Origin of the sequence: Pseudarcicella hirudinis, from assembly GCF_900115665.1 — a bacterium.
Classification (GTDB): domain Bacteria; phylum Bacteroidota; class Bacteroidia; order Cytophagales; family Spirosomataceae; genus Pseudarcicella; species Pseudarcicella hirudinis.
On the sequence record NZ_FOXH01000007.1, the window covers coordinates 203,301 to 217,463 of the forward strand.

Below are 14,163 nucleotides of genomic sequence, written 5' to 3' on the forward strand. Positions count from 1 at the left end.
TGATAGTCAGGCTTTCGCTGTTAGTTTATTTTAATAACAAATCCATACTTTTTATGAAAAAAATTACTCTCGTTCTGCTGATACTTGGCCTGCTGATTTCAGGTAGAACAAACGCTCAGGAAGCTAAAAAAGACACGAGTTACTGGAAAAAAACAACCCAGATGGGATTGACATTTAGTAATTCCGGATACATTAACTGGGTTCCGGGATCACAAACTTCAACAGCTCTTAATTTATTTTTCAATACCAAAGGTGAATATAATAAAGATGTCTGGAGCTGGGTAAATGATTTTCAGTCGCAGTTTGGTTTTATAGCAAATGAGTCCGGACTCAGAAAAAGTTTTGACCGGATATTCTTTGACAGCAAAGTCGGAAGAAAACTCTCTGATAAATGGCTGCTTGTAGGAGATCTGAACTTTCAGTCACAATTCGCAAACGGGTTTAAATATGGCCAGGACAAAAGCGGAATAAATACCCAGACATTAATTTCCGGTTTATTTGCTCCTGCCTATATCACAGAAGCAATAGGTCTTGAATGGAAACCAAAGACTTATTTTAACATGGTTTTTTCTCCGTTAACTATGCGTCAGACTATCGTAGCAAATAAAGATGTCTTTCTAGCTGATACAACGGGAAAAATTCTTCCCGCCTATGGAGTTGCGCCAGGTAATACTATAAAAAACGAAGTAGGTTTACTGCAGATCGTTTCAACTTTTGATAAGGATATCATGACAAATGTGAATCTGAAACTCAGACACCAGATGTTTATCAGTTATGATAATATTCCTGCCATTTATAACAGATTAGATGCCAAAGTTGCTGCGAAAATAAACAAGTATTTAAGTGCAACAGTAGATTTTATTATCCTGTATGATCAAACCCAAAGTTATCATATTCAGGAACTCCATAATTTCGGAATCGGGTTCCTTTATACCCTGTAAAAGTGGTAAAATTTGCTTTTTCGGGAAAGTTTCATGAAAATTACAAAACAATAAATACTGTTCATCCTAATCTTTTCTTTTCACTGATAGACCAATCAAAACTATGTTTAAAGAATTTAAAGCATTTATTGCCCAGGGCAATGTACTGGATTTAGCAGTCGGTGTTATCATCGGAGCTGCTTTTGGTAAAATTACCACCTCCCTTGTTGATGATATCATCATGCCGGTTGTAGGATTAATTACCAACGGAGGCATCAATACCAAAGGAGGTATTATCTTAAAAGCGGCAGAAGGAAGCACTCCTGCTATTGTTCTTAATTATGGAAATTTTCTGGGAGTAATTATCAATTTTCTCATTATAGCTTATGTAGTTTTCCTGATTGTAAAGGCTGCTAATGCTATGGGGTTATCGGAGAAAAAAGCAGAATAATTTATCTTTTAACCCTCCCCGAATGGCCTTCCGGGAGGGTTAGTTTTTACCCCCTTTCTCCTCCGCTTCTTTCCCTCTCTCCTGCAAAATCCGGCAATTGATTTTTTTTGTACTGCTTGCCTCCTCACTAAATAACAATTCTCCTAAAAATTATACCAATTCAATCTTTTTCTCGCCAAAAACCACTTAAGAGTTTAACTTTTTGGTTAATTTGTGTCAGCAATTTCAAGCATACATTCAGATAACATTTGTCGGTTATCACTAAACAGACTATTTAATGAGTAAAATTGTAATCCTGGGTGGTGGGGAAAGTGGTGTTGGCGCTGCTCTACTTGCAAAGGCAAAAGGACATGAAGTATTCCTTTCCGACAAAGGGGTTCTGGAAGAATCTTATAAAGAGATATTACAAAAAAATGAAATCCCGTTTGAAGAAGGGCAGCATAACGAAGAATGGATTTTAGATGCCGATGAAGTGATAAAAAGCCCGGGAATTCCTGATAAAGTGGAATTAATTAAGAAATTGAAATCGCTGAAAAAGCCCATCATTTCTGAAATTGAATTTGCTTACAGGTACACCAGCGCTAAAATTGTAGCAATAACCGGAAGTAATGGAAAAACAACCACCACACTCCTTACTTATCACCTTCTTAAACAAGCAGGATTGAAAGTTGGATTAGCCGGAAATATCGGGGAAAGTTTCGCCAAGCAGGTTATTGAAGACAACTTTGATTATTATGTTCTGGAGTTAAGCAGTTTTCAATTGGATAACTGTTATGATTTCAAAGCTGATGTTGCTATTCTGTTAAATATTACCCCGGATCATTTAGACCGATACAATTACGTTTTTCAGAATTATATTGATTCCAAATTCAGAATTCTGCAAAATATGACAGTTGCCGATGATTTTATTTTCTATCAGGAAAGTAATACTTTGGTTGAGGAATTAAACAAAAAACAATTTCCGGTTAATTACCTGCCTGTTTCACTGGTAAAAGAGGTTTCAGAAGGAGCATTTTTGAAAGATGGATTTCTACATGTAAACTATAAGGGCTCTGATTTAACAATTGCGTTGGAAAATCTTCCCCTGAAAGGCTCTCATAATGCGATAAATGCCATGTCTGCTATGTTAGCATCTAAATCTCTGGGAATTGATAATGAAGCCATAAAACGAGGCCTTACCACCTTTCAAAATGCCGAACACCGTCTTGAACCGGTAGCTGATATAAAAGGTGTAAAATATATTAACGATTCCAAAGCAACCAATGTCGACTCCGTTTTTTATGCTTTAGGAAGTTTCGATGATCCAATCATTCTGATTATGGGTGGCGTGGATAAAGGCAATGATTACAGACAGATTGAAGACCTTGTCAGGGAAAAAGTAAAGGCTTTGATCTGTATGGGGAAAGATAACCACAAACTCATTCATTTCTTCGAAAATATTGTACCATTGATTTTCGATGTTGATAGTATTGAGAAAGCCGTTCAGTTAAGCTCGGATCTGAGTGAATCCGGAGACGTCGTGCTATTGTCCCCGGCCTGTGCAAGCTTTGATCTCTTCAAAAATTACGAAGACCGCGGACATCAGTTTAAGAGTAACGTTTTAAAACTGATTACGGATTAAGATAAATTACAATTCTGATTTATCCATTTTGACCATTTGCTATTTTATAAAGACAATTATTAACTATTCACAATGACGACCTGGCTCAGACAAAACCTCAAGGGAGATTACCAAATCTGGACGATTGTGGCTTTGTTATCTCTCATTAGTGTTGTTGTTGTATTCAGTGCAACAGGCAGATATGCCATTACTTCCGGAAGCGGCACCCTGTCATTTCTGTTCAAACATAGCTCACTGGTCATAGCTGCGCTGATTGCCATGTGGTCTTTTCACAGAATAGATTATCATTACTTTTCAAGAATTTCAGGGTTTGGAGTACTTGTTTCAATTGTTCTGCTGATTTACACTTACAAATTCGGGGTTTCTATCAATGATGCCCGTCGCTGGGTTCGTCTGCCACTTATCGGAATGACATTTATGCCTTCCGATCTGGCAAAATTATCCTTAATAACCAATCTGGCAGGAATGCTGGCCAGAAGGCAGCATCTGGCAAAAGCAGAATATAAATTCACGGAATTACTTCCGATGGTTTTGAAAATTGTAATTGTTTGTGCCTGTATTTCATTAACCAACGTTTCTACAGCCGTCCTTCTTTTTGCAACCTGTTTTTTACTGATGTTTTTTGGAAGGGTTCCCACACAATACCTCGTAATGTCGGTTATGGGAATCATATTTGCCGCAATTATTTTAGTGATGACGGGTACAGGAAGCAGGATTGAGACAGCGAGAAACAGGATAAACAATTATATTTCCGGTATAAAAGGTACCAAAAAGAAAGATGCGGCAAAGGACGAGGATTATCAGATTGAGAGAAGTTTCTATGCCATTGCCAATGGAGCAGGACTTGGAAAAGGGCCTGGAAAAAGCCAGCAGCGGTATTTTCTTTCTCAGGCTGATTCCGATTTCGTTTATGCCATCATTATCGAAGAATGGGGACCGCTTGGGGGGATAACCGTTTTAGGATTATATCTCTGGTTTTTGTATAGAGGTATGAAGGCAGTAGATAGCAGCGGCAGGGCCTTCGGTGGCTTACTCTCTGCAGGCTTAACCTTCAGCCTGGTCATTCAGGCGCTCGTAAATATGGGTGTTGCCACAGGTCTGGGACCGGTTACAGGCCAACCCCTCCCCTTACTGAGTATGGGAGGAAGTTCCCTGATTTTTACCGGAATAACAGTTGGTATTATTATCTCAGTAAGCCGGGATAAAGTAAAAGATTCTGTATTGAAATAAATAACACACAATTATAAAGAAAGTACTCCGGTGGATTTCTGATAAATGATGTGAGGATAAGAAAGAAGCTTCTACTGAAAACTTATTTCTTATCTGCTGAATCAATATTTTATCAGAAATGCCTGTGTAGATTTTACTCTTTCTTCGACATTAAATAAAAACTATCTTGAGAGCACCCAAAGTTATCATTTCTGGTGGTGGAACCGGCGGCCACATTTACCCGGCAATTGCCATTGCTAATGCGTTAAAGGAGATTAATCCTGAAATAGAAGTACTTTTTGTAGGAGCAGAAGGCAAAATGGAAATGGAAAAAGTTCCAAAAGCAGGATACCCGATTATCGGTCTTCCCATTGCAGGAATCAATCGTTCCAGCATGCTGGCTAATCTTTCTTTCCCGAGAAAGTTGATCACAAGTTATACCAGAGCCCGCAGGATTATCAAAGACTTCAAACCAGATGTGGCGATAGGCGTCGGAGGATATGCTTCAGGTCCTTTACTCCTTGCTGCTACAATGCTTGATATTCCTTTTTTGATCCAGGAACAAAACTCATACGCAGGGGTTACCAACAAATTTCTGGCAAAAAATGCCAAAAAAATCTGTGTGGCTTATCCAAACATGGAAGCTTTTTTTCCTCAAAAGAAAATTAAAATAACCGGAAATCCGGTCCGTAAAGATATTCTGGAAGTACGTTCTAAAAGAAATCAGGCTTTGGCACATTTTGGACTCCAAAGTGATAAAAAGACCGTTTTGGTAATCGGTGGAAGTCAGGGTGCGAAAACAATTAATGAAGCCGTAGACGGTGGCCTGACCTCCTTGGTCAATGCCGGATATCAGGTTGTATGGCAAACCGGAAAGCTCTACATCGAAAGAGCCTTAAAGACCTCTGAGATTTTTAAGGGTCAGGTATATGCTTCTGACTTTATTTATGAAATGGATCTAGCTTACGCCATTGCAGATGTGGTAGTTTCAAGAGCTGGTGCGTTATCGGTTTCAGAACTTTGTCTTGCTGCCAAACCTGCAATTTTAGTTCCGCTTCCAACTGCCGCAGAAGATCATCAGACTAAAAATGCCATGAGTCTGGTACAAAACCATGCCGCTATTCTGGTTAAAGACCAGAATGCCAGAGAAGAGTTAATCAAACAAACCATCAGTCTTCTCCAGGATACCGAAAAACAGGGAGAGTTGAGTACCAATATTTATCAATTGGCAAAACCTGATGCGGCAAGGGAAATTGCAGAAGAAGTATTGAAACTGGTGAAAAATCTATAATTTCTCTGAAATACAATTCCCTGATTCCTGACACTATTTTTTATTATTCGTCTGAGTTAAGAATAACTTGAATTTGATTTTGACAGTTACATGCAAATTTTCAACAAATGGAAAACTTATTATTAGCAAATCAGGTAGCGATTATTACAGGAGCCAGTTCAGGGATAGGCAAAGCCATTGCCATCGAGCTGGCTAAAAACGGGGCATCTGTCGTAATTAATTATAACAGCAGCCGGGAAAGAGCCCTCGATACGCTTCATGAAGTGAAAGCAGAAGGAGGAAAAGGAATTATTGTAAAAGCAGATGTAAGCAAAGAGAAAGATATTCTCAGAATGTTTGATAAAACCCTGGAAACTTTCGGCAGACTCGACATCATGGTTGCCAATACAGGAATCCAGGTTGACTCACCTTTCCTCCAGATGTCAACTGACAGCTGGCAAAAAGTTATTGATACCAACCTGACCGGACAATTTATCTGCGCCAGGGAGGCTGCAAAGATTTTTGTAAAACAGGTTCCTGATCCGGAGAAAACTGAAAAATCCATTGGGAAAATTATATGTATGAGTTCGGTACATGACATGATTCCCTGGGCCGGGCATGTAAATTATGCCGCTTCAAAAGGAGGAATTCTAATGTTCATGAAATCTATTGCACAAGAATTAGCCCCTTTAAAAATCAGAGTAAATGCCATTAGTCCGGGAGCGATTCAAACACCTATCAATAAAAGTGTGTGGTCGGATCCTGCCAAAATGGACACTTTATTAGAATTAATTCCATACAGAAGAATCGGTAAACCGGAAGATGTAGCCAAAGCTGCGGCCTGGATTGTTTCAGACAATGCCGATTACATCACAGGAGAAACACTCTATATCGACGGTGGAATGATGCTTTATCCTGAATTTGCAGACAATGGCTAGGAATAACACAGTCTTAGTTTTTCCTGATTTTCAATTCCGGTAAATAAAATTTTTCAAAAAATATCGAATATATTCACAAAACCGTCCAAAGATTGCCTATTTTGGATGGTTAAGAAAGAATCAGATGCTATAATGGGATTGGAGATAGAAAGAAAATATCTGGTAAAACATGACCTGTGGAAAGCTCTTTTTAAACCTCAGGGTGTAAATTACCGGCAAGGATATTTATTGTCGGACAAGGAAAAGACAATCAGAGTCAGAGCAACCGATTTACATGGTTTTATTACCATCAAAGGTAAAACAACCGGGCTCAGCCGACTGGAATATGAATATCAGATTCCATTGTCAGAAGCCATTGAGTTACTGGATACTTTTACTCAGAATAATATTGACAAAATAAGGTATAAAATTGATTTTGAAGGTAAAATCTGGGAAATTGATGTATTTTCAGGAGCCAATGAAGGCCTTATTGTAGCGGAAATTGAATTAGAATCGGAGTCAGAAAAATATCTTATCCCTGAATGGGTAGATACGGAAGTAACCCATGACAAAAGATATTACAATTCAAATTTGTCTGAAACACCCTTTAAAAACTGGTAATTTTCAGGAAAAATCCCGGAAAAGGGTTCCTCCCTGTCAAAATCTGCGGAACACCAACTGAAGTTACTCAAACCATTAAACAAGTGAATTTAAAAGAATTAAAATACATTTATTTTTTAGGAATCGGAGGGATAGGAATGTCAGCTATCGCAAGATGGTTTATCGCAAATGGTTATCAGCTTGCAGGGTATGACAAAACCGCCACTCCTTTAACGGATGCCTTAAAAGCAGAAGGTATTCCTGTACACTTTGAGGATGATATTTCTCTGATTCCTGAAGCATTTTTACAGAACCCTGCTCAGACACTTGTGGTTTATACTCCGGCCATTCCCAAAAACCACCGGGAGTACAACTTTCTGATTGACAATGGGTTTACTTTAATGAAACGTTCCCAGGTTTTGGGTTTACTTACCCGGAATATGTTTACCGTTGCTGTAGCCGGAACACATGGTAAAACAACTACTTCTTCGATGGTTGCACATATCCTGAAAAACGGAGGGAAAAATGTGACCGCATTTTTAGGAGGAATTACCCAGAATTACGGTACCAATTTCCTCCTGAATGAAGGAATGAATGAGATAATGTGTGTAGTTGAGGCAGATGAATTTGACCGCTCCTTTCTGACCCTGTTTCCTGATTTAGCAATTGTAACCTCTACTGATGCAGATCACCTGGATATTTACGGAGATCATGATCATGTTCTCAAATCCTTTCAGATGTTTGTAGGACAGATCAAACCTGGCGGAAAGCTATATCAGAGAGAAGGGCTTCATCTTCAGGCCTATACAAACAATGAAACCAAAGAATTCTCGTTAAACAACGGAGATTTCCATGCTGAAAACCTGAGAATTGAAAATGCAGAAATGATTTTTGACATTGTTTATCCGGATGGGAAAATCACGGATGTTTCAATGCTCATTCCCGGATTTCACAATGTAGAAAATGCCCTGGCAGCTACAGCTGTTGCCTTACAGGCAGGCGTTTCTCCGGAAAAAGTAAAAGAAGGAATTTGTACATTCAAAGGCGTAAAACGTCGTTTTGAATATCATGTAAGAAATAAAGATGTGGTTTATATCGATGATTATGCCCATCACCCAACTGAAATTCAGGCGTTCTTATCTTCTGTTAAAGCACTTTATCCGAATCGTAAACTGACTGCCATTTTTCAGCCGCATTTATTCTCAAGAACAAATGATTTCCAGGATGGATTTGCTGAAAGCCTGGATCTGGCCGACGATTTGTTATTACTGGATATTTATCCGGCCAGAGAATTACCAATGGAAGGGGTTACTTCTCAGATAATTTTTGATAAAATGAAACTGAAAGATAAAGTTATTTGTAGCAAAGAAGAAGTATTAAATCTGTTAACGCAGAAAAAACCGGAGCTTGTGGTGACAATCGGAGCCGGCGATATAGATACCTTAATTCCGAAAATTAAGGGTTTGTTAAATTAAACTGATAATAATTCCTTCTGAATGATAAGGAAAAAATGCTAAATTCGTGTATATTTTCCAAAAATTCTGAACTTTGCCTTATTTTGAGAAGTTTTGAAAATCTTTGTTCGATTTAAAAAAGTAATTTGGATTGTTGTTTCGACAGTATTGTTATTGTCGGTTATTGTCTTTGCCGAAAATATTCACAGAAAACAACGTTGTAAATCAGTCAATGTGAGCATTGATGGTAAAACAGAAAAGCATCTGGTCACCACCAAAGAAATTAAAGATTTAATTTCAAAAAACGGGACAGATCATCCGGAAGGAAAGTTATTTGAAAGAATTGACTTTAAAAGAATTGAAGCAAGAGTTTTATCTAACAGATTAATTAAGTCTTGCCAGGTTCACAGAGATCTGAGTGGAGGAATGAGTGTAGATGTGACAGAAAACGTCCCCATCGCCAGAACAATCAGCTCAAATGGAGGGAGTGCCTACTTTACAGACAATTACGTTAGCGAAGATGGTGATTTTATAGGGATTTCACCACATTACACCGCGAGAGTTCTTTTACTTTCAGGCCCCTATTTTGACAGAAAAATGCAGAATTTAAGAGATTCCAAAAGTCGCTCTCTCTTAACTCTTATCAAAGCAATAAATAATGACGATTTCTGGAAAGCTCAACTCACTCAAATGATTGTTGAAAAGGATGGTGGAATAACATTTATTCCCGAAGCCGGAAATCATAAAATTGAATTTGGACTGGCCGTTGACATTGAAGTAAAATTCAAAAAACTGAAAATATTTTACAAAGACATCCTCCCCGCCAAAGGTTGGAACAGCTATCGAAAAGTAAGCGTAAAGTACCGTAATCAAGTTGTTTGTGAATAGGTACGTTAAAAAGAAACGGGTCTTATCTTTTTCTTTGAATCAGTATCACTAACAAAATTTATCTATGAGTGACATCATCGTTGGACTCGACATTGGCAGTAAGCAAGTAAGCATCGTTGCAGGCAGATTGGATAATCAGGGTAAGCTTGAAATATTAGGCCTGGGAAAAGCCGATACCACGGGTATTGTTTCTAAAGGTGTGGTTCTGAATGTAAACCGGACTACTGATGCCATCAAAGATGCAATAGCCCAGGTAGAAAATCAGGCAAACATTGATGTAAGAGGGGTTATTGCCAGTGTAGCCGGACCAGATATAAATAGTTCGAAACACCGTGCAGCTATTATTCGTAATTCACCCGGAGAAGAAGTAACCGTTACTGACGTCGATCAGATTGTTGTAGATGCCAAGCGTTCTTTTATTTCGCAAGGTAATTCCATTATACATACACTGCCACAGGAATATATAGTTGACTCAAGTACAGGAATTTACGAACCTGTTGGTATCAGCGGACTCAAACTTCAATGTGATTTTCAAATCGTTACCTCCCCTACTTCTGCCATGGAAAAAACCAAGCGTTGTATTGAGAGAGCGAAAGAGAAAATGGAAATTGAAGGAGGTCTTGTATTTTCTCCCCTGGCAGCTTCTCTGGCTGTTCTTTCTGAAGAAGAAAAAAACTCAGGTGTAGCTTTGATTGACATTGGCAGCGGCACTACTGAAATCGTTATTTTCTATAAAAAAGTAATCAGACATATTGCTGTACTACCTTATGCCGGAGATACCATTACCAATGACATAGAATTGGGATGTAATATTTCGAATAATCAGGCAGAGCAGCTGAAAATCAAATTTGGTTCTGCAGAAAGTAAGGAAGTTCCTTTGGAAGAAGTTGTTAAAATTCCGGGAATTAATGGTCGCAGACCTGATTTAATTTCTGTTAAAAACCTGTCTATTATCATTGAAGAGCGTTTGAAAGAAATCGCTGCGATGATTGTTGCTGAGATTAGTAAGTCGGGATACGGTAACAGACTACCGGGAGGCATTGTGCTTACAGGCGGAAGTGTTCAAACCCCTTATATTGCGGAACTCTTCGAAAGAGTTACACAACGCTATGTAAGAATCGGATACCCGAATGAAAACCTGGGAAAAACAGTTTCTGAAGAGATTAAGAGCCCTTCTTATGCCACAGCAGTAGGTTTGGTATGGAATGGCTTCAAATCAATGGATGAGAGAGAAGAAGGTTATAAGATTCTCAGAGTTGATGCACCGAAATACCAGGCTCCGAAAAAAGAAGCAAATCCACAGAAACCAGAAAAATCTACTTCAAAAAGTGCCTTTAACATTTTTGGCACCATTAAGAAAATGGTTTTAGGAGATGATCTGGGAGATTCAGATAAATACTGAAACAAAGAAAGGCTTGCTTATGGCAAGCCTTTCTTTGTTTAAAGACTGCTGACTCTGCCTCCGTCAACAGGTATATTTACGCCATTTACATACGCTGCGGCGGGAGAACACAGAAATGCTGCTACAGCCCCGAATTCAGAAGCTTCTCCAAATCTTCCGGCAGGAATATCAGCCTGAAAAACTCTCTCCATTTCACTCACCGGAACATTCATTGATTTTGCCCTTGAATTTATAACAAAGTCAAGTCTTGCCGTCTTGGTATAACCCGGTAAAACATTATTCACTGTAATACCGAATTGCCCCAGCTCATTCGCCAGTGTTTTTGCCCATGAGGCAACCGCTCCTCTTGTAGTATTCGACACCCCTAATCCTGTGATAGGCTGCTTAACCGAAGTAGAAATAATATTTATAATTCTGCCAAATCTTTCGGCTTTCATCGAAGGTACACAAGCCTGCGTAAGAATATGATTGCAGATCAGATGATTTGAAAAAGCCTGTGCAAATTCCTCGGGTTTTGCTTCAATGATTGCGCCGCCAGCCGGGCCTCCGGTATTATTCACCAGGATGTGTACAACAGGATATTTTTCCAGATGCCCTGAAATTCCGGATCTTACTTCTTCAGGCTTTGAAAAATCTGCTACGAAATAATTATGCCGCTGCCCTTTAGTACTGTCAAGCCTTTTCAGCGTTTCCTGCAAAGAGCTTTCATTTCTTGCCACAAGTGTAATATTGGCTCCCAGAAGGGATAATTCGTAAGCGGTGGCAAATCCCAGGCCTTGCGTGCTTCCGCAAACAATGGCGTTTTTATTACTTAAATCTAAATTCATGACTTCCGCTAAATTTTATTAAAATTATACAGACTTTAAGAAAAAGAACCATAATGTACAAGCCTTTCCTTTCAATCGATTATATTCAGGCAATGTAATATTCGTTTCCAGGCTTAATATAAGCTTATAAAAATAGCATTCATAATTTTAAAATCTCTGAAATCGTGCCTGATTTATCTTACCGAAGTAATGAAAAAGAGCTTATAGATGATTTAACGCTGGACAATGATGCGCTCCGTCAGAATCTGGAAGAGCTTGCTTTAATTAACCGTTTTCTGGGAGGAAATCAGGTTACCTTATCCGGGCTTGGAAAAGCACTTAAACATTTCCAAGCGGATTCCGTTATAGGAAAACTGAAGATTGCTGATTTAGGCTGTGGTGGCGGGGATATGTTAATCGTGATGGCAAAATGGCTAAGAAAAAGGTATTTATCCTCAGAACTTACAGGGATTGATGCCAATGACTTTATGATTCGTTTTGCGCAGAAACGAACTGCGGATTTCCCGGAAATAAGCTATTTACAGGAAAATGTTTTTGAGGATTCCTTTAAAGAGCTTTCATTTGATATTATAACTATGACTCTCTTTTGTCATCATTTTTCAGACGATCTTTTGATAAAGCTATTTTCTCAACTCAGGAGACAAGCTTCAAAAGCTGTCATTATTAACGATATTCACCGGCATTGGTTTGCCTATCACTCCATTGCCTGGATTACAAGGCTTTTCCTCAAATCATATCTGGTAAAAAACGATGCGAAGCTTTCCGTATGGCGGGCCTTCAGAAGATCTGATCTCGAAAAAATCATTATTGCCTCCGGCTTCACAAAGTACTCCATTCAATGGAAATGGGCATTCAGGTGGGAAGTTGTTTTGTATGTATAAAATAAATCAGGGGAAAGGATTATCTACATTTTTCAGTAAATCATTCCGGAATTCAATTATTTTCTGAAAAAATTCCTCCTATCCCCCTATGTTAAAAACCTTATGCTAAAACCAGCTTTTCAATCAAAAGAATGAAAATGTGAATTACTTTAATATGCACCTCCTGAATCCTGTCGGCATAGCCAAAATGAGGCACTCTTACTTCCACATCTGCTGTACCTGCTAATTTCCCGCCGTCTTTTCCGGAAAGAAGAATAACTTTCATTCCTTTTGCACGGGCCGCTTCTACCGCACGAATAATATTGGCAGAGTTTCCACTGGTTGAAATACCTAATAATACGTCCCCTTCATTTCCTAAACCTTCAATAAATCTGGAAAAAATAAAATCATAACCATAATCATTACTTACGCATGAAATATGGGAAACATCTGAAATAGCAATAGCAGGCAAGGCTTTACGGTTATCACGGTAACGTCCGGAAAGTTCCTCTGCAAAATGCATAGCATCGCAGTGAGAGCCCCCATTACCGCAGGAAATGATCTTTTTCCCCGATTTAATCGCATCAGCCATTAAATGAGCTGCTGATTCAACAGCAGCAATATTTTTTTCATCTGAAAGAAAATTCTGAAGCACTATTTGCGCCTCATTTAATTCCTGAGAAATAATAGTTTGAATCACAATAATTAGATTTTACAGGTTTTTCAAAGATTTTTGAATTCTCAATCACAACCTTTTATAAACAATTTCCGACAAAATTAAGGATTATTGAAGCAATTGAGATGAACTACTCAGAATAGAATTGATAATTTATTGAATGGCACTGATTATCAGTCACTTCAAAAGAAAACCGCTTCAATCCGGGAATATATCTATCCGAAATCAAAGCGGTCTTTAATCATGTACTTATAAACCCCTACTAAAGCTTTAATAATCGCCTCCGGCACCTCCGCCACCAAAGTCGCCTCCACCAAATCCTCCGAAATCGAATCCCCCTCCGGAACCACCACCTCCGCCTCTGGAAGAGCTTCCCCAGGATGACATGGTTACCGGCGGGAACCACATCCCTCCGGAATTGAATCCACGACCTCCTCCCCCACGGTTATTTCTGGAAGAAATAATGATAAAAATGATAATTACGATAATGATAATAACAAAGACGACAATATTACCTCCCCCACCGCCATCTTCTTCCTGATCAGCTTTGAATTCTCCGCTTGCACGTTTAATCATTTCTGTAGTGGCATCATCAAGTCCCCTATACCACTGACCAGCCTGAAAATTAGGTTTCAGAACAGTATTGATAATTCTTTTACAGACTGCATCGGGTAAAACAGCCTCTATGCCTCTTCCGGTTACGATTCTGATTTTACGTGTTTCGGTAGCCCAAAGGAGCAATACTCCGTTATTTTTATCTTTTTGACCAACGCCCCAGTCCTTGGCAATTTTCATTGCATAATCATAAGGATCAGAATCTCCTGTATTTTTTACAATTACTACGGAAATCTGTGTGGAAGTGGAATCGGCATATCCTCTTAGTTTCTGCTCCAATTGCTCTCTTTCTCCGCCGGAAAGTATCATCACGAAATCATTAACTAACCTCGGAGGATTAGGCTGAGCCGGAATATTCTGCGCTTTTGAGAGAAATAAAGTACAAACTAAGAATAAAAGGAAGGTATATTTTGAAATGATTTTCAGCATGGCGAAAAATAAAGGTTCCTCTGA

The 14,163-nt window shown here is 38.8% G+C and carries 14 protein-coding genes; 11 read left to right on the forward strand and 3 right to left on the reverse strand.

The features are described 5' to 3' along the window. Positions 1 to 53: 53 nt before the first annotated feature. From BM179_RS14155 to ftsA, 10 genes are all read left to right on the forward strand, one after another. A complete protein-coding gene (locus BM179_RS14155; protein ID WP_092017795.1) occupies positions 54 to 941 on the forward strand; it encodes a DUF3078 domain-containing protein in 888 nt (295 codons plus the stop codon). 103 nt (positions 942 to 1,044) lie between these two features. After that, entirely contained in the window at positions 1,045 to 1,371 is a 327-nt protein-coding gene (gene mscL / locus BM179_RS14160) for a large conductance mechanosensitive channel protein MscL (protein ID WP_092017796.1), read from the forward strand. Positions 1,372 to 1,648: 277 nt separating this feature from the next. Then, on the forward strand, positions 1,649 to 2,992 hold the full coding sequence (gene murD, locus BM179_RS14165; RefSeq protein WP_092017797.1) for a UDP-N-acetylmuramoyl-L-alanine--D-glutamate ligase: 1,344 nt from the start codon (positions 1,649 to 1,651) through the stop codon (positions 2,990 to 2,992). A 72-nt stretch (positions 2,993 to 3,064) separates the two neighbouring features. Next, entirely contained in the window at positions 3,065 to 4,222 is a 1,158-nt protein-coding gene (locus BM179_RS14170; RefSeq protein WP_092017798.1) for an FtsW/RodA/SpoVE family cell cycle protein, read from the forward strand. 166 nt (positions 4,223 to 4,388) lie between these two features. Next, positions 4,389 to 5,492, forward strand: coding sequence for an undecaprenyldiphospho-muramoylpentapeptide beta-N-acetylglucosaminyltransferase (gene murG / locus BM179_RS14175; RefSeq protein ID WP_092017799.1), 1,104 nt, complete (start codon positions 4,389 to 4,391; stop codon positions 5,490 to 5,492). A gap of 107 nt (positions 5,493 to 5,599) precedes the next feature. Further along, entirely contained in the window at positions 5,600 to 6,409 is an 810-nt protein-coding gene (locus BM179_RS14180) for an SDR family oxidoreductase (RefSeq protein WP_092017800.1), read from the forward strand. A 105-nt stretch (positions 6,410 to 6,514) separates the two neighbouring features. Beyond that, a complete protein-coding gene (locus tag BM179_RS14185; RefSeq protein WP_229632951.1) occupies positions 6,515 to 7,009 on the forward strand; it encodes a CYTH domain-containing protein in 495 nt (164 codons plus the stop codon). Between the two features lie 83 nt (positions 7,010 to 7,092). Continuing rightward, complete coding sequence (murC, locus tag BM179_RS14190; RefSeq protein ID WP_092017801.1) at positions 7,093 to 8,463, forward strand: UDP-N-acetylmuramate--L-alanine ligase; 1,371 nt, start codon at positions 7,093 to 7,095, stop codon at positions 8,461 to 8,463. Between the two features lie 93 nt (positions 8,464 to 8,556). After that, positions 8,557 to 9,330 (forward strand): cell division protein FtsQ/DivIB, encoded by a 774-nt coding sequence (locus tag BM179_RS14195; protein ID WP_092017802.1) that lies wholly within the window; start codon positions 8,557 to 8,559, stop codon positions 9,328 to 9,330. 64 nt (positions 9,331 to 9,394) lie between these two features. Continuing rightward, positions 9,395 to 10,732, forward strand: a complete 1,338-nt coding sequence (ftsA, locus tag BM179_RS14200) for a cell division protein FtsA (RefSeq protein ID WP_092017803.1) — start codon at positions 9,395 to 9,397, stop codon at positions 10,730 to 10,732. 38 nt (positions 10,733 to 10,770) lie between these two features. Here the strand turns inward: ftsA and BM179_RS14205 are convergent, their stop codons facing one another. After that, a complete protein-coding gene (locus tag BM179_RS14205) occupies positions 10,771 to 11,559 on the reverse strand; it encodes an SDR family oxidoreductase (protein WP_092017804.1) in 789 nt (262 codons plus the stop codon). Positions 11,560 to 11,723: 164 nt separating this feature from the next. Here BM179_RS14205 and BM179_RS14210 point away from each other — a divergent pair, with 164 nt between their 5' ends. Continuing rightward, complete coding sequence (locus tag BM179_RS14210; RefSeq protein WP_229632952.1) at positions 11,724 to 12,440, forward strand: methyltransferase domain-containing protein; 717 nt, start codon at positions 11,724 to 11,726, stop codon at positions 12,438 to 12,440. A 100-nt stretch (positions 12,441 to 12,540) separates the two neighbouring features. Here BM179_RS14210 and lpcA read toward each other — a convergent pair whose 3' ends face one another. Together lpcA and BM179_RS14220 are read right to left on the reverse strand one after the other, a co-directional pair. Beyond that, the gene (gene lpcA, locus BM179_RS14215; RefSeq protein ID WP_177219411.1) at positions 12,541 to 13,116 is read right to left on the reverse strand and encodes a D-sedoheptulose 7-phosphate isomerase; all 576 of its coding nucleotides are present in this window, start codon (positions 13,114 to 13,116) and stop codon (positions 12,541 to 12,543) included. Positions 13,117 to 13,365: 249 nt separating this feature from the next. Then, the gene (locus tag BM179_RS14220; protein ID WP_092017806.1) at positions 13,366 to 14,139 is read right to left on the reverse strand and encodes a TPM domain-containing protein; all 774 of its coding nucleotides are present in this window, start codon (positions 14,137 to 14,139) and stop codon (positions 13,366 to 13,368) included. Positions 14,140 to 14,163: the final 24 nt, after the last annotated feature.